The sequence below is a fragment of the Sphingobacterium sp. UBA2610 genome (assembly GCF_002339225.1).
GTDB classification, from domain to species: domain Bacteria; phylum Bacteroidota; class Bacteroidia; order Sphingobacteriales; family Sphingobacteriaceae; genus Sphingobacterium; species Sphingobacterium multivorum.
In genome coordinates this window covers 136,568-153,561 of sequence record NZ_DDKA01000013.1, presented here as the reverse complement: position 1 = coordinate 153,561, position 16,994 = coordinate 136,568, and the positions used below count along the sequence as shown (strand labels likewise).

General features: G+C 39.5%; 14 protein-coding genes. 7 read left to right on the top strand and 7 right to left on the bottom strand.

Annotated features, from left to right (window positions below; all coding sequences use genetic code 11):
- The first annotated feature begins 5 nt into the window (after positions 1–5).
- The 3 genes from B4Z47_RS09540 to tsaB are packed head-to-tail and all read left to right on the top strand — an operon-like array spanning position 6 to position 1,361.
- The gene (locus tag B4Z47_RS09540) at positions 6–422 is read left to right on the top strand and encodes a ribonuclease P protein component (RefSeq protein ID WP_070564971.1); all 417 of its coding nucleotides are present in this window, start codon (positions 6–8) and stop codon (positions 420–422) included.
- On the top strand, positions 385–639 hold the full coding sequence (gene yidD / locus B4Z47_RS09535; protein ID WP_083295891.1) for a membrane protein insertion efficiency factor YidD: 255 nt from the start codon (positions 385–387) through the stop codon (positions 637–639). The genes B4Z47_RS09540 and yidD overlap by 38 nt, the downstream gene beginning before the upstream one ends.
- Before the next feature lie 14 nt (positions 640–653).
- Positions 654–1,361: a tRNA (adenosine(37)-N6)-threonylcarbamoyltransferase complex dimerization subunit type 1 TsaB gene (gene tsaB, locus B4Z47_RS09530; protein WP_070565305.1), complete on the top strand. Its 708-nt coding sequence runs from the start codon at positions 654–656 to the stop codon at positions 1,359–1,361.
- Here tsaB and B4Z47_RS09525 read toward each other — a convergent pair.
- Both B4Z47_RS09525 and B4Z47_RS09520 read right to left on the bottom strand, forming a co-directional pair.
- Complete coding sequence (locus B4Z47_RS09525) at positions 1,356–2,261, bottom strand: CorA family divalent cation transporter (RefSeq protein WP_070564974.1); 906 nt, start codon at positions 2,259–2,261, stop codon at positions 1,356–1,358. The genes tsaB and B4Z47_RS09525 overlap by 6 nt on opposite strands.
- An 88-nt stretch (positions 2,262–2,349) precedes the next feature.
- The gene (locus B4Z47_RS09520; RefSeq protein ID WP_046673981.1) at positions 2,350–2,967 is read right to left on the bottom strand and encodes an OmpH family outer membrane protein; all 618 of its coding nucleotides are present in this window, start codon (positions 2,965–2,967) and stop codon (positions 2,350–2,352) included.
- Positions 2,968–3,158: 191 nt separating this feature from the next.
- On the opposite strand from B4Z47_RS09520, the gene gyrB reads away from it, so the two are divergent.
- The 4 genes from gyrB (at position 3,159) to B4Z47_RS09500 (ending at position 11,292) form a co-directional block, all read left to right on the top strand.
- Entirely contained in the window at positions 3,159–5,117 is a 1,959-nt protein-coding gene (gene gyrB, locus B4Z47_RS09515) for a DNA topoisomerase (ATP-hydrolyzing) subunit B (protein ID WP_286727278.1), read from the top strand.
- Between the two features lie 216 nt (positions 5,118–5,333).
- Positions 5,334–7,313, top strand: coding sequence for a ComEA family DNA-binding protein (locus tag B4Z47_RS09510; RefSeq protein WP_201639674.1), 1,980 nt, complete (start codon positions 5,334–5,336; stop codon positions 7,311–7,313).
- Entirely contained in the window at positions 7,310–9,394 is a 2,085-nt protein-coding gene (locus B4Z47_RS09505; protein ID WP_070564986.1) for a ComEC/Rec2 family competence protein, read from the top strand. The genes B4Z47_RS09510 and B4Z47_RS09505 overlap by 4 nt, the downstream gene beginning before the upstream one ends.
- Positions 9,391–11,292 carry a RecQ family ATP-dependent DNA helicase gene (locus tag B4Z47_RS09500; RefSeq protein WP_070564988.1) on the top strand — a complete coding sequence of 634 codons (1,902 nt, stop codon included), beginning with the start codon at positions 9,391–9,393 and terminating at the stop codon, positions 11,290–11,292. Before B4Z47_RS09505 ends, B4Z47_RS09500 begins: the two co-directional genes overlap by 4 nt.
- A 1-nt stretch (position 11,293) precedes the next feature.
- On the opposite strand, the gene B4Z47_RS09495 is transcribed toward B4Z47_RS09500, so the two are convergent.
- The 5 genes from B4Z47_RS09495 to mltG form a co-directional block, all read right to left on the bottom strand.
- On the bottom strand, positions 11,294–12,133 hold the full coding sequence (locus B4Z47_RS09495; protein ID WP_070564991.1) for a sulfurtransferase: 840 nt from the start codon (positions 12,131–12,133) through the stop codon (positions 11,294–11,296).
- A gap of 100 nt (positions 12,134–12,233) precedes the next feature.
- Complete coding sequence (gene rpsA / locus B4Z47_RS09490; protein ID WP_070564994.1) at positions 12,234–14,165, bottom strand: 30S ribosomal protein S1; 1,932 nt, start codon at positions 14,163–14,165, stop codon at positions 12,234–12,236.
- Between the two features lie 224 nt (positions 14,166–14,389).
- Entirely contained in the window at positions 14,390–15,355 is a 966-nt protein-coding gene (locus B4Z47_RS09485) for a YihY/virulence factor BrkB family protein (RefSeq protein ID WP_070564997.1), read from the bottom strand.
- 1 nt (position 15,356) lies between these two features.
- Positions 15,357–15,764, bottom strand: coding sequence for an acyl-CoA thioesterase (locus B4Z47_RS09480; RefSeq protein WP_159332758.1), 408 nt, complete (start codon positions 15,762–15,764; stop codon positions 15,357–15,359).
- Positions 15,764–16,804 (bottom strand): endolytic transglycosylase MltG, encoded by a 1,041-nt coding sequence (gene mltG / locus B4Z47_RS09475; RefSeq protein WP_070565002.1) that lies wholly within the window; start codon positions 16,802–16,804, stop codon positions 15,764–15,766. The genes B4Z47_RS09480 and mltG overlap by 1 nt, the downstream gene beginning before the upstream one ends.
- Positions 16,805–16,994: the final 190 nt, after the last annotated feature.

Here is a 16,994-nt window from a genome sequence, read left to right as displayed (position 1 = left end):
ATCGTATGAAAAATACATTTACAAAAGAAGAACGGTTATGTGCGAAAAGGCGTATTGATACGCTTTTTAAAAGCGGTTCTTCTTTTGTCTTGTATCCATTTAGAATTGTTTTTATCTTCGAGAAAAACAATGAGGCTGACGATATTCCCTCCAGTCAGTCTATTATTTCCGTATCCAAACGTAGGTTCAAAAGAGCAGTTGATCGCAATTCGATTAAACGAATGATGCGTGAGAGTTACCGTTTACAAAAATCGAATGATTTGATTCCGTTTTTGTTGAAACATAATGTAACTTTGTATCTAGCTATTCAATATGTAGGCAAGCAGATCTTAGCGTATGATGTGTTTAGCACCGCAATGAATAAAATGCTGAAAAAATTGCAGGATGAATGTGCTGAAGTTTATTTGGAAAAAGGGGATTAGACCCTTGTTTAGTTTTATTTTCTTGGCTATTATTCGTTTCTACCAAGTTTTTATCTCACCGTTTTTAGGCGCTAATTGTAGATATACACCTACCTGTTCTCAGTACGGTAAGGAAGCGATTCTGAAATATGGTCCCTTCAAAGGTGGGTGGATGGCTTTGAAACGAATTGCACGTTGCAATCCCTGGGGCGGCCACGGGCATGATCCTGTACCTTGATTTCTATAATGACGATGAATAATTTAATTTTACAAATTGATACTTCAACCACGATTTGCTCGGTTGCTTTGAGTGAAAATGGTCAAACGTTACAGGTTCTCGATCTCGATGAACCTAATGCTCATGCGGCTAAATTGACTATTTTGATCGCCGAAGTCCTTAAACAGACTAACCGAACGATGCAGGATTTAAGTGCTGTGGCGGTGAGCATGGGACCTGGCTCTTATACAGGTTTACGTATAGGGGTATCTACGGCCAAAGGTCTCTGTTATGCGTTAGATATACCTTTAATCGCTATTAATACGTTAGAAGCTTTGTTTCTAGGGTATAAGGAGCAATTTGGTTTAACAGCAGGTGATGCTTATCTTCCCATGATCGATGCCCGTCGTATGGAAGTGTATACGGCTGTTTATGACCATAATGCTGCATTGGTGAAAGCAACATCAGCAGAAATTATCGATTTCGATTATTTCAATGAATTATTGCTGAACTACAATCGTGTCCATTTATTTGGTTCGGGTGCCGATAAATTTGAAGATTTGTTCAACGCAACGGATCGAGTGAATGTATTGAGCGGATTTGATGATTCCGCGGCTTTTCTGTCGACGTTGGCCTTTGATAAATTTCAGCGGAAAGAGTTTGAGGATGTTGCTTATTTCGAGCCATTCTATCTTAAAGATTTTTTGGTTACTACGGCAAAGAAAAAGGTTGGCTTATCATAGCCAACCTTTTCTTTTGAACCACAGATAAATGGCAAGGGATATGGCCACCATGATCCCCATGGCTACTGGATATCCATAGTACCATTCAAGTTCGGGCATATTTTTGAAATTCATTCCATAAATTCCTGCCACAAAAGTGATGGGCATAAAAAATACGGAGAAAATTGTCAGGATACGCATAATCTCATTCGTGTGATTAGATGAGATGTTGAAATACACATTAAGCAGTTGAGCTACATTTTCCGATAAGTTTTCGTACAAGGTTGATGTCCGGACCTGCAGATCTTTTAAATCCCGGGTATAGACATCTTTTTTTGACGAAGAATGAAAATGCTCGACGACCTCCCTGTAGAGAAAGATGACCTTTCGCGCAACATCAATCTGCCTTTTGATAAAATAAAGATTTTTCAGTATCGGCTGTTGTTTCATGCGTTTGAGGAATATCAATTCTTCGTAAGCATCGATTCGTGTGGAAAGTTGCTCTAACGTTTGGCTAAAGGTAAATACAGCTGCAGTCGTGATAAATACAGCCAGTTTACGGCTATTTCTTGTCTTGATGGACGTGAATTCAATATTTTTAAGTTTTTCTAAAAACTCGATGCGACGTTTGTGTACCGTAATCACAAAATCACTTCCATAGAAGATGGTCAGGCGATCGGTGATTTCTCCGATACTGTCTGAATTTTCTTTGAAATTGTCCGACATGACACGAAGAATCACAAAAGTATAATTCTCAAATTCTTCAATTTTAGGTAGATGTTCTGGTTCTTTGGAATCCTTGATCGAAGCTTCATTCAAATTGAAGCGCTCTTTGATGAAGGCGAAGTCTTCTGAAGTTGGCTCAGCTATATCTATCCATTCGTAGTTTGCGATTTCTTTTTCAACAATCGTTCTGACCATAAATCTAATTTTAGTAAGGACAAGATAAGAAAGAAAATAAAAAAAGCCATCAACTTAGTCGATGGCTTTCCTTAATTGTGATGATCTTCTATTTGTTTGAAGATTTATATTCTTCGTTCAACTGTTTGATTACCTCATTCGTGATTTCCAAAGATGGGTCGGCATACAATACAGTTGGGTTGGTCTTCGAATAAGTCAGCACCAACTTGTAGCCATTTTCTGCAGCATGCTTTTTCAGGAATTCAGTAATTTTATTATAGACATTGTTGAATTCTTCAGACTCGTCTTTTGCAATGGAAGAAGAAGCTGTTTGGTCTAAACGTGCAAGCTCATCTTGTTTACGTGCCAGTTTTTGTTCCGTAGCTTGTCTATCAGGAGCAGACATTGTAGCGGCATTTTTTTGATATTCGGCAACTTCCCGTTGGAACGCAGTACTTTTGGATTGCAGATCTGTTTGTGCTTTCTTTACTTTGTTTTCAAGCTTTGATTTAATGTCTTTAAAATATTGATATTTTTCAGAAAGTGAATCCGAATTTAAATAGACGATTTTATCTTTGTTACTTCCCTGGCTCTCCTTGCTTACCGTATTGGAATCATTTTTTGCAGGTTCGTTTGCTGTTTTTGCACCTTGGTTACATGATGCAATAGTTCCAACCAATAAAAGGCCAAAGGAAACTTTCGATACAATTGAGAATATAGTGTTCATTTTTTTGTTATTTGCAAATTATTACTGAAAACAAACCTAACATAAAAAAATCGAAATTCTAGTTTTTAGTAATAAAAAAGTAAAATTATCCCTGGTATTATAATTCGGAATATAGGCTCAATACTTCCTTATGGACTTGATAAATCGGCCAAAATTTCGTATTTTTGAATATTACATTTAAGAGGTTTTCAATGAGCGAAGAAAATAAAAATGCATCCACCTATTCGGCCGATAATATTCAGGTATTAGAGGGTTTAGAGGCGGTTCGTAAGCGTCCATCCATGTATATTGGTGACACCGGTGTAAAAGGATTGCACCATTTGGTATACGAGGTAGTTGACAATTCAATCGATGAAGCTGTAGCGGGATATTGTACAGATATCTTCGTTACTATCCATAAAGATAATTCGATTTCTGTCCGGGATAACGGTCGTGGTATTCCTACAGGGATCAACAAAAAAGAGAATAAATCAGCTCTAGAGCTTGTAATGACTGTATTGCACGCCGGAGGTAAATTTGATAAAGATACATACAAGGTTTCTGGTGGTCTGCACGGTGTCGGTGTTTCCTGTGTGAATGCGCTGTCTACTCTTTTGAAGGCCGAGGTTCATCGCGATGGAAAGATTTTCCAGCAAGAATACCAAATAGGTAAACCCTTATATGATGTGAAGGAAGTTGGTGTTTCGGATAAGACGGGTACTATTGTAACATTCCATCCAGATGCGACGATTTTCACGCAGACAACGGTTTATAATTACGATACATTGGCCAATCGTCTTCGTGAACTTGCCTTTTTAAATAAAGGTGTGAGTTTGACGTTGAATGATGAGCGTGAAGCAAATGAAGACGGTTCTGAAAAGAAAGAGACATTCTATTCAGAGGGCGGTCTGAAAGAGTTTGTGAAGTTTTTGGATGGTAACCGTCAGTCGTTGATTCCAGAACCAATTTATGTTGAAGGCGTAAAACAAGGTATCCCTGTTGAACTGGCTTTACAGTATAACGATACCTATTCTGAAAATGTCCATTCTTATGTGAATAACATCAATACGATTGAAGGTGGCTCACATGTTGCAGGTTTCCGTCGTGGTTTGACTCGTACCTTGAAAGCGTATGCGGACAAGTCAGGTTTGCTTAAGAACTTAAAAGTAGAAATTACAGGTGATGACTTCCGTGAGGGATTGACAGCAGTAATTTCAGTGAAGGTTGCAGAACCTCAATTCGAAGGGCAAACCAAAACGAAATTAGGTAACTCTGAAGTCATGGGGGCTGTAGATGTTGCCGTAGGTGAGATCTTAGGCGTTTATCTGGAAGAAAATCCACGTGAGGCAAAATCTATCGTTCAAAAGGTTGTCATTGCGGCTCAAGCACGTGCTGCTGCACGTAAAGCCCGTGATTTGGTACAACGTAAAACCGTTATGGGAGGCTCCGGACTTCCTGGTAAATTGGCCGATTGCCAAGACAATGATCCTACAAAATGTGAGATCTATTTTGTCGAGGGGGATTCTGCGGGTGGTACTGCCAAGTCTGGTCGTGATAGAAAACATCAGGCGATCATGCCTTTACGTGGTAAGATCCTGAACGTCGAAAAAGCAATGGAACATAAGATCTACGAAAATGAGGAGATCAAAAACATGTTTACAGCTTTAGGCGTCAGTGTGGGTACAGCCGAAGATGCTAAGGCGCTGAATCTTGAAAAGTTACGTTATCACCGCATCATCATCATGACCGATGCCGATGTGGATGGGTCCCACATTACAACTTTGATCCTGACATTCTATTTCAGATACATGAAGGAATTGATCGAAAGAGGATATGTATATATCGCTACACCGCCGCTATACTTGGTGAAAAAAGGGAAAGAGCATGAGTACGCTTGGAATGAAGACCAACGTATCAATGCGATTCAACGTTTGAAAGGATCAGGTAAAGAAGATAGTGTACACGTACAACGTTATAAAGGTCTTGGAGAGATGAATGCTGAGCAGTTATGGGATACAACCATGAATCCTAAAACGCGTACCTTAAGACAGGTGACAATTGAAAATGCAGCTGAATGTGACCGTATCTTCTCGATGTTGATGGGTGACGAAGTTGCCCCGCGTCGTGAATTTATCGAGAAAAATGCACGTTATGCGAAAATTGATATTTAATTGATCTGATCATAAAAGAATAGAAAAAGCCTGATGAAATTTTTTCATCAGGCTTTTTTTATTGTTTTATATTTCCTAATTTCATAGGAGTGAATCGTTTTTCTGCCGGGATAAAGGGTTCATCGCCTAGCATTTAGCCAATATTAATTAAAACCTATTATGAAATATTGTAGCAAAATTTTGCTCTTTATAGGTTGTTTTATTGGAATAACCTGTTTGGCGCAAACAAATGAAAAAATCGATCTCCAAGATTTATTTGAAAGCTTATCGGATGAGCTCGCAGCAGATGCTGATTTGAGTGAATTCACTGAAAAGTGGTATCATTATCTCAAACACCCGATCGATCTCAACAAAACGGATGGAAGAGAACTCACAGAATTACAGTTTTTGGACCCTTTATTGATCGAGCGCCTACTGGAGCATAGGACCATTTCAGGAAATTTTATTGACGTGCTTGAACTACAGTCTATTGAAGGATTTAATGAGCGTGTAATCAGTTTACTGTTACCTTTTGTGAGGGTAGGCCCCGGATCTCCTCTTGAAACCCTGAAATCGAGAAATTTTAAACAGGAATTTACGGTACGATATGCCCGGACACTCGAAAAAGCAAAAGGGTACCGTATTGTCGATACGACGAAATCCCATTATCTCGGCGATGCCAATCGCTATGCTTTTAGGTATAGAGCCCAATTGAACGCTGTGGTTCAATTAGCGGTCAATATGGAGAAAGATGCCGGGGAGCCCTTTTTTAGGGATAAACAAAAAATGGGATTTGATTTCTATAGCCTAAGTGTATCGATAAAGCATTTTGGCCGATTCAGGAATATCGTAATCGGCGACTATGCTTTACAATTCGGACAAGGGCTCAGTATGTGGAACGGTTTGAATTTTGGAAAAGGGGGATTGGTACAGCATACAGCAAGACAAGGGATTGGAGTAAAGTCATATACTTCCTTAAATGAGGCAAATTTTATGCGGGGCATTGCCGGGACACTACAGATCGGTCAATTTGAGGTTACACCCTATATCTCCTATCGATCCATTGATGGAAAAGTTCACCGTATCGCTTCTCCTGCTACGATTTCAACAATCGCGAGTACCGGACTGCATCGGACAGCAACCGAACAGCAATACCGTCATGCTGCATCTCAACTAGCCTATGGACTGAATCTATTGTGGCGCTATAAACGGATCAAAATGGGTATTCATTTCAATCAGACTCAATTGAATGCCTTTAAAACAAAAGGCAATGCTATACGGCAAGAGGCGGACTTTGAAGGTGATTTGCTCCGAAATATAAGTTTATACGTAAACTATACGATTCGAAACACGTATTTATTTGGTGAATATGCCAATAGTATCGATGGCGGTTCAGCATTATTGACAGGAGCTATCATAAGTTTACATCCACGTTTATCATCGGTTATATTGCTTCGGGACTACAAGAAGAATTTTCATACTTTTTATGGACAAGGATTTGGTGAATCGGATAACAGCTCCAACGAACAGGGTGCTTATTTGGGACTTACCTATCAACTGGGAAGAAAATTGCTCTGGTCGAATTATGCCGATGTATTTCGTTTTCCAGGAGCAAAGTATCAGGCTGATACGCTATCTACAGGCGCCGATTTCTTTAGCCAGCTGAGTTACATGTGGTACAAAAAAGGCCAACTTTCGTTGCGCTATCGCAACCGATTGAAACAAGTGAACTACCAGGGAGAGGGGCAAACCGAGCATGGGCTTGTGAATACCGGCAAACAGCAGTTCAGGATAGAATTTCAATACCGCCTAAGTTCAATATGGACTATTCGCTCCCGGGTAGAAGCCAATTTATTCCAAAAAGAGTATCAGGAAAATGGTTTCGGATATATGTATTATCAGGATATACTTTGGAAGTCTACCACTGGAAAATTGCAGTCGAATATGCGGATTGCGTATTTCGATGCGGCAAGTTATGACAATCGGATCTATGCTTATGAGCGAGACGTATTATATGCCTCTGGGTTTGGAATGTACAATACAAGGGGATGGAGAATGTATTTCAACCTACAGTATCGATTAAGTCGCCATCTTCAGGTATGGGCCAAATATGGGGTCTATTATTATCCGGGACGAGAGCATATCGGGACTGGATTAGACCAAATTGAGGGCAATAGAAAATCCGAGGTTAAGGTACAGTTGCGGTGGCAGTTATGAAAGAGCTGAGTTTTACACAAAGATTAGAGCGGCTGCCTATTCTTAAGATAGCTATCTTATATATTGCGACACTTCTTTTCGTCCCTAAAATACCGATTTCGCGCCCTATTTTTCAATTTATACAGCAGGTATTGGTTGTGATGACTCTGTTAACGATAATTAGTTATTTTTTTAAAGGTACAATTCGCAAATACGGGTATACCTGCGGGTATTATGTATCTATTGTATTATTTGGGATCTTCCAATTTTGGCGCGAGGACCCTTTGGTTGCAATCGGTCATTTCTCCCATATAATGACAGATCGTTATGTGGTCAAAATTATTGAAGAGCCCAAAGTGAAGCGTGGTATCATTCGTTTTTCTACAGAGGTAATAGGGGCTTACCAAAAAGGTGAATTTATAGAAACGACAGGTAGACTCATGTTATCCCTAAAATCCAGCCAGAAGAATACGCTGCAGTTTGGTGACCTATTGTGGTTAAAAGGTCAGCCCCGGGAAATAGCTCCGCCATTCAATCCAATGGAGTTTGATTATAGGGCGTATTTGAAAAGGCAGTATGTCTACCATGAACTTTTCGCAGTCTCTGGTCAGTACAAGCTGATCAGCCGGCAAGAAACAACGACTTTTTCGTTGATTGCGCTCGCTTTACAAATGAGAAGATATTTTTTGCTCAAGCTTCGACCCCATATTAAAGGGGATGAGAACTTTGCTATTGTGTCAGCTTTATTATATGGTTCGCGGAGCGATATCAGTGCCGAAAGCATACAGGCCTTCACCAATACGGGAACGATACATGTGTTAAGTGTATCCGGAATGCATGTTGCTGTTTTATTCGGGTTTTTATCCCTTATTTTCAAACGAATTGCCTGGCCTTCCTATCTCAGATGGTTGCCGCTAATTTTGTTATGGAGTATGATCTGGATATATGCTTTTATTGCAGGGCTTGATCCGCCCATTACGCGGGCGGCTATTATGATTAGTTTTGTACTCTGTGCACAGCATTTTAAACGAGGCTTTTCAACGCTCAATTCGCTTATTATTGCCGCAGTATTGATTCTGTTGATCGTTCCAAGGGCGGTTGCTGATGTGGGTTTTCAGCTGTCCTTTTTAGCTGTTTTGGGTATGACGATATGCTCGCCGCTTGTCGAAGCATTCCTTCCGGTCAAAAGACCGATATTGCGGCTTTTGAGAGATACATTGGCTGTTTCTGTTGCTGCGCAAATACTGACAACACCACTGAGTCTTTATTATTTTGGGCAATTCCCAACTTATTTTCTGGTAGCCAACTTATTAGTCGATTTTCCTTCAACCCTAGCGATGTATCTCGGTTTTATCATGACAATTAATCCAATGGAGGGGATTAACGATTTAATGGGTTTGCTCTTGGAGCATCTCATTGCTTTCATCTTATACGGTTTGAAATGTATTGACCGTTGGGCTTTTTCAACAATAAAAGTTGATCCTATGGGGCTTGAGCTCCTATTTTTGACCTATTTTGCACTGTTTTCTTGTTTATATGCTTTTCAGTGGAAAGATAAAAAATACGTTTGGTTAGGGGGATGCTGTGCAATTGGAATGCTATTGATCACTGTGCAAAAACGCTTAGAAAATAAAGATGCAGAACGATTTCGGGTCTATAATACGAAACAAGAGTTGACGATCGGTTATTTCAAAGGTGGGCGCGGTATCATTTACAGCACATTTGATTCTTTGCAAGCCCGGGGCTTGCAATATGCATGTGGAAGAGAAATTCAATTATTGACGAAAGAAGAAGTTCAGTTTGTGGCTTTGCATGGCCAGGAGCGTAAAAACTATCTTGTTACGCTCCCCTTGGGTAAAATCGCTATTCTGTGCCATGCCGTAGAAACTATGCCACATGCTGACCTCGTTATCGTTAGGAAAAATTTATTAAATGGTTTACCCCGATTATTGAGGCAAATCAGACCAAAACTTGTTATACTGGATGGATCCAATTCACAGGAAAAATCCAAGCATATACAACGTACGTTAGATAGTTTGGGGATACAGAATTATCTCATGAAAGATAATTTTGCGTATGTTTGGGATAAGGAGAATTTATGACGCAAGATAGTATATCAATCTTAAGGCAATACTGGGGATTCGATTCATTTAGACCCCTGCAAGAAGAAATTATTCAATCGGTCATTTCAGGTAAAGATACTTTGGCTTTGTTGCCAACCGGCGGAGGGAAGTCGATCTGTTTTCAAGTACCTGCCTTGATGCGAGAAGGGATTTGTATTGTCGTTACACCGCTTATCGCATTGATGAAAGACCAGGTTGAACATTTGAAAAAAAATGGAATTCAGGCGGTCGCAATATATGCTGGAATGCGGAAGAGGGAGGTGGATATTACCTTGGATAATTGCGTCTATGGGCAAATAAAATTTCTCTATCTGTCTCCTGAAAGATTGTACAATGATGTAGTAAGGGAGCGCATACGATTTATGAATGTAAATCTATTTGCGATAGACGAAGCACATTGTATTTCTCAATGGGGATATGATTTTAGACCGCCCTATTTAGAACTTGCTAAATTACGGGAACTGCATCCCAAGGTGCCTTTTCTAGCCCTTACAGCGACCGCAACGGAGCGTGTCATCAGCGATATACAACAGAAACTGAGCTTTCCGAAAGAAAATGTATTTGTCAAAAGCTTTCTCCGGGACAATTTGGCGTATATGGCCATTGAAGAAGAGGATAAGATGGGACGTATGGTCCGGATTATACATAAGTTGGGCGGATCCGGTATTGTCTATGTCAGAAACCGGCGAGAAACGCAGGAGATAGCCCGTATTTTGGTCAATAACGGCATTTCGGCAGATTATTACCATGCCGGACTTTCGGGGCAGGAACGGGATCAGAAACAGCAAGGGTGGATGACAAATGTTGTTCGCGTTATTGTAGCTACCAATGCGTTTGGGATGGGAATTGATAAACCTGACGTGCGTTTTGTGATTCACCTCGATTTGCCCGATTCACTGGAGGCCTATTATCAAGAAGCCGGTAGGGCAGGAAGAGATGGCAAGAAGGCCTATCCCGTTATTCTTTATCAAAAGACAGATGAGCAGAAGCTTGTCGATAATTTGCAAGCTAGCTTCCCTGATATTCCATTTATTCAACAGACCTATCATTACCTGTGTAATCATTTTCAGATTCCCTATGGTGCTGGAGAAGGAGTGACTGTAGATTTTGATGTTGTTGCTTTTGCCAAAAAATATCAGCTGCCATTGGTTCCTGTTATGAATGCGCTGAAGTTTCTGGAGCGGGACACTTGGTTGGTTTTGTCCGAAGCTGTCACAATCCCCTCACGGTTTAAATTTGAAATTGATAGCGCCGAATTGTATAAAGTTCAGGTGCAGTATGTAAAATATGATAAGCTCATTAAGGCTATTTTACGCAGCTATGGTGGTGTATTTGAAAACTATATCCTCATTAATGAATACGAATTTGCACGTAAGTTGGGTCTGCCTTATGATCGTGTTGTCGAGCTATTGAAGTCGTTAGAGTCATTGGAAATAGCGAGTTATCTGCCTTCTACAGATGCGCCACAATTGACCTTTTTGCAGAACCGCGTCGATTACAAACACCTGCATATCGATCATATTTTTATTCGCGATCGCCATCAGGTGAAAGAAGAAGAAGTCAATGGCATGATCGGTTATATTGAACGTAGCAATTGCCGCAGTCAGTCGCTGTTGTTATATTTTGGAGAAAAAAATGCGGGGTTCTGTGAAGTATGCGATTTGTGTCTGATCCGTAATCATCAGAAAAAGCAGCGCGCAGATATAAAAGCAGAAATCAAAAGTAGTTTGCTCGCTGGCGCTAAAAACATTCACGATTTGGTGGCTAGTTTGACGATAGGTACAGAAAAGAAAAGAATAGAGATTATCCGCGATCTCCTGGATGCGGAAAAAATCCTCTTGGAGGATAATCTCTACTCTTGGAATACCTTGTTTTAAACTATTTTTCGATGGGTAGATTGAGCTCTTCGCGACCCCATTCTGACCAAGAGCCATCGTATACGCGGATTTGCTCGTGACCAACAAGATGAGAAGCAAATGCTAAGATTGAGGCCGTGATACCCGATCCACAGGAGAATACATATTCATTTCCGGTAGCATTATGATGATCAAATTGCTGTTTCAGTTCACCAAGGGGTTTATAAACGATTCCATCAAGTAATTCTTCGAAAGGGAGGTTTTTGGAATGAGGGATATGCCCACCATGAAGGCCTTTTCGAGGTTCAGCAACAAAACTACTAAATCGACCTTTACTTCTGGCGTCAAAAATATTCACTTGAGGATCCCGATAATGTGTTAAGATATATTCTTTGTCAGCATAATGGTTTGCTTGAAATTGGGCTTTAAAGTTTCCAGGCTTTACAGCAGCTGCATACTGGTCTACGAGCGGTAATTTACTTTTTTTCCAAGCGGGGACGCCACCATTTAAAATAAATACCTGCTCAAAACCCATGACCTTAAACATCCACCATGCCCTTGGGCTTGAATAAACACCCCATCTGTCATATAACACGACGGTACTATCCTGATTGATTCCTAGGCGTTGCATTTCCCGTTCGAATACTTCTGCCGATACAAGGGTATGTGGTAATTTAGAAGTAGAATCCGAAAGTTTCCCTTCGATGTCAAAAAATTGAGAATGCGGTAGTACTTCGAACTTGGCGTCCTTGATGGATTGGCCAACTTTGTCGATGGTGCAATCAAGGAGGACAATGTCTGTATGCTGTCCCAATGATTCCAGAAGTTCGGTGGGGTTGATTAAGGCTGATTTGAATGACATAACAATAAAGTTTATTGCTACAAAATTACAAAAGCATCCCTATAAAAGCAAAGCGGCTGTTCTTTTGGAACAGCCGCTTTTTATGGATTGAAATTGCTAATTACTTAGCGTTTTTATCATTTTCCATTTGCTCTTTCAATTGAGCTAATACGTCTAAGTCGCCTAAAGTAGATTTCTCAACAGAATCTTTTACTTTTTTCACAGCTGAAGACTCAGCTTTAGCGTCTTTTTTACGGCTGTTAGACTCTTCTTTGCGAGCTTCTTCTTTCTCTTCTTCCCAGATACGAGAGTGAGAAATTACCAAACGTTTGTTCTCTTTGTTGAACTCGATGATTTTGAATGAAGTAACTTCATCAACTTTCAATGAAGAACCGTCTTCTTTAACAGAGTGTTTAGAAGGACAGAAACCTTCAACACCATATTGTAAAGCTACGATATCACCTTTGTCACCAACTTTGATCACAGTACCTTCGTGGATAGAACCTTCAGTAAAGATCGTTTCGAAAGTATCCCAAGGGTTTTCTTCCAATTGTTTGTGACCTAAAGATAATTTACGGTTTTCTTCATCCAATTCTAAAACAACTACGTCTAATGTTTCACCAACTTTAGTGAATTCGTTAGGGTGGTTGATTTTTTTAGACCAAGATAAATCAGAGATGTGGATCAAACCATCGATACCTTCTTCCAATTCAACAAATACACCGAAGTTAGTCATGTTTTTAACAACAGCTGTTTGTTTAGAACCTACAGGGTAACGCTCAGTGATATTTTTCCAAGGATCTGGAGTCAATTGTTTGATACCTAAGCTCATTTTACGCTCATCGCGATCTAACGTTAAGATTTGCGCTTCGATCTCATCACCAACTTTCAAGAACTCTTGTGGAGAACGTAAGTTTTGTGACCAAGACATTTCAGAAACGTGGATCAAACCTTCAACACCAGGGATGATTTCTAAGAAAGCACCGTAATCAGCAACTGTTACGATTTTACCTTTAACTTTAGAACCAACTTCTAATGCAGTATCTAAAGATTCCCAAGGATGCTCAGATAATTGTTTCAAGCCTAAAGCGATACGTTTTTTCTCGTCATCAAAGTCTAATACAACAACGTTGATTGTTTGATCTAACGATAAAACTTCTTTTGGATGCTCGATACGACCCCAAGAGATGTCTGTGATATGCAATAAACCGTCAACACCACCTAAATCGATGAACACACCGAAATCAGTGATATTTTTAACTGTTCCTTCTAATACTTGACCTTTTTCTAATTTAGCAACGATTTCAGATTTTTGGTTTTCTAAATCGTTTTCAATTAATACTTTGTGTGATACGACAACGTTTTTGAATTCGTGGTTGATTTTCACAACTTTGAATTCCATTGTTTTACCTACGTATACATCGTAGTCACGGATAGGTTTGATATCGATTTGAGATCCAGGTAAGAATGCCTCAACACCTTTGATATCAACGATAAGACCACCTTTAGTACGGCTCTTAACGAAACCAGTAATGATTGCATCATTTTCCAATGCCTCATTGATAGCTTCCCAAGATTTTTGAGTTTTAGCACGTTTGCGAGAAAGTACTAATTGACCGTTAGCATCTTCTTGAGATTCAACGAATACGTCAACTTTGTCACCAACTTGTAATTCTGGTAAGTCACGGAATTCTGATAAAGAAACTAAACCGTCAGATTTGAAACCAACATTTAAGACTACGTCTTTGTTGTTGATAGAAACTACAGTACCTTCAATAATTTCACCTTGGTTAACTTGGTTGAAAGTATCTGCGTATTGTGCTTCAAGTTTAGCGCGTTCAGCTTCGCTATAATTTCCGAAACCTTTATCATTTGCATCCCAGTCAAATTCACCTTCTGGTGTGATCCAAGTGTTTGATTTGATTTCGTCGATTAAGTTTGAATCAGCTTCTGATTCAATTTTTTCAGTGTCTTTCACTACTTTAGTGTCAGCACCTTGTAGCTCTGCGTTTTTCGCTGCTAATTCTTTTTCTGCTTCTTGTTTTTTTGCCATTAATTAATTTTCTCCTTTTTCCTACTTTGTAGGAGTTGCAAAGGTACAAAAAAACTTTAAATGCAAAATTTTATTTTTCTTATTTTATTGAAAGACTTTCAGTTATACAGGCCTTTTGCTTTAGACGTGTAAAGCTGCCTGTTCGAACGCTCGTTTAGCGTCTTCTACCGTTCATTTGTTGCCAACCTGACGGGGTAAATGAAGCTTTAAATAATTTTATACACCTATTCGTCTCTCTTAAAAGAGTTGAAAATGCGTGGTTTGGCAATAACAATGGTTTGTTTAGACAGCGCTATTGCTGCATTAAGCTCATAGCCCAATAATAAAATAAGCGTATTCAGGTAAATCCAGAGCATAATGACGATCAGTGTCCCAATGGATCCATAGAGTTTGTTATATGCACCAAAATGATTGATATAAAAGGTAAATATGGAAAACGTCAATATTGCTAAAATGGTAGCCATAGAAGCTCCGGGACTGAAGAGTTTCCATTTATTGGAGTTGGAAGGACCAAATTTGTAAATACAGCTTACCGTGAAAAAGTAAATAGCAAATATTATCAACCATCGGGCTACTTTAAGTAGAATGGCCCAGAAGCTCGACTTTATACCTGTTGTTTCCTTGAGGTAGTCTATGGTAATGCCAGCTAGGGTAAATATTGTCATCCCAACTGTTAACGCAAAAATAATTAGGAAAGCCAAGGCTAAGGCAAGCAAACGTTTTCTGACCCATGGCCTTCTTTCCGTCATGAGGGAAGCCTTATTGAAGGCATTCATCAGAGAGGCCATACCATTGGTTGCAAAATAGGCCGCAAATAAAAAACCGAAAGAAAGTAATCCACCATTTTGGTTTTTAATAATATCCTCCAAAGTCGTTTCAACAACCAGAAAAGCATTTTTGGGAATAACCACGGCCAGAAAGTCCAGCAACTGTTCCTGAAAATTATTGATCGGAATATAAGGGATCAATGTAAATAAAAAAATGATACCCGGAAAAATGGCCAATAAAAAGCTATAGGAAAGGGAAGAAGCCTTGCTGACAATGGAATCTCTCGATAGCTCCTGAAAGAAAAATACGGCCACAGTATAGAGTGGTAGCGAGCCAAAGCCAGGTAGTACGACACGTTTACTCCATTCGATTAATCTAAAATAAGGTTCAATATTTAATAGCCATTGGTGGATTTTCCCCATATCAATTAAAATAGTTACTCATCTTATCCAAGAAAACCTGTGGCGGCATACAAGGTCTATTTTTTTCCATGTTGACAAAGACCAAAGTTGTCTCGCCCTGGTTGAGTAGTTCTCCGCTTTCATTGAACAGTTCATATTCAAAAATAATACGGACGGCAGGTTTCTGGCGGATTCTTACCCGTATCGTGATCAAATCATCGTATTTGCCCGGTTTTAGGTATTTTGTTTTCATCTCCGTAACGGGGAGCATGACCCCCATTTCTTCCAGCTCCTTATACGATATCCCCGTGCTCCGCAGCATTTCAGTCCGCGCTATTTCGTAAAATGCAGCATAATTTCCATAATAAACATACCCCATTTGGTCTGTTTCTGCATAGCGGACACGAATCTGATGGTCAAATACAAACATTATTTTTTAATATTTCTGGCGTCCAATGCCTGTTGAAATTTACGTGCATTGATCAAATGCTCAGCCTCTGTTTTTGCAAAATTATGATAGCCCGAAAAATCATCTTTAGCACACATGTAAATATAATCATGTTGCTTAAAGTTTAAGACCGCATCAATTGCAGCAATACTTGGAATTGAAATAGGACCTGGAGGCAAGCCCCTATAGATGTAAGTATTGTAAGGATTGTCTGTTCTAAGGTGCTTATTCAATACCCTTCTAATGGTAAAGTCGTTGTTGGCAAAGATCACGGTAGGATCAGCTTGCAATAACATGCCTTTTTTGAGGCGGTTTAAATATAATCCGGCGATCATGGGCATTTCATCCTGGTGTAAGGCTTCACCTTTGACAATAGAAGCCAATGTACTGACTTGTTGCGGTGTCAGGTTAAGTGCTTTTGCTTTTGCCGTGCGATCTGCATTCCAAAACTTTTTCCATTCATCATCAAAACGAGCAATTACTTTTTCGGGATTGGTGTTCCAATAAATTTCGTAGGTATTGGGGATAAATATAGCAATCAGATTTTCTTTTGTAAATCCATATTTCTGTGCTGTAGCCTCATCATTTAGTACCGCGATAAATTCTGCAGAATCTGCCTCAAAACTTTTACCAAGGAGTGCGGCCATATTCTCTTTCAGTCGCACATTGGAAAATCTGAATTTTACAGGTTCTTGGTAGCCACCAATCAAATTGCCAACTAAGCGTCTATTGTTCATACCAGGGGTTAACAGATAACGTCCGGGTTTTACACTTTGCTCATATTTTTTATATTGTGCGGCACGCTCAAAGGAAGCGATGTCATCCACAAGATTTGAATCCTTGATTGATTTCAATACATCTTCATATTTTTCACCCTCGTGTATGTACAGGTATTTTTTCTCTCCCGATACATTGGAAGCATAAAATGCTTTATAAAATGTCCAAGCAAAATAACCTCCGACAACGATAACGATCAGGGCAATGATTTTTAACCAACTTGGTATTCCTTTTTTATTTTCCATGCTAAAATTTTTTATTCATTTGTTGTTCGCTATTAAGGGCATTCATACAGCCTTTAGCGGTCAATGGTTGATGAAATCGCCCAGATATGGATCGGTTTCATCTTTATATTTTATACAATTCCTGAATCTGCAACAAACGCTAATCCATCATAATGGAGATTATGCCATGCAGCTTCATTTTTAAGTCAAT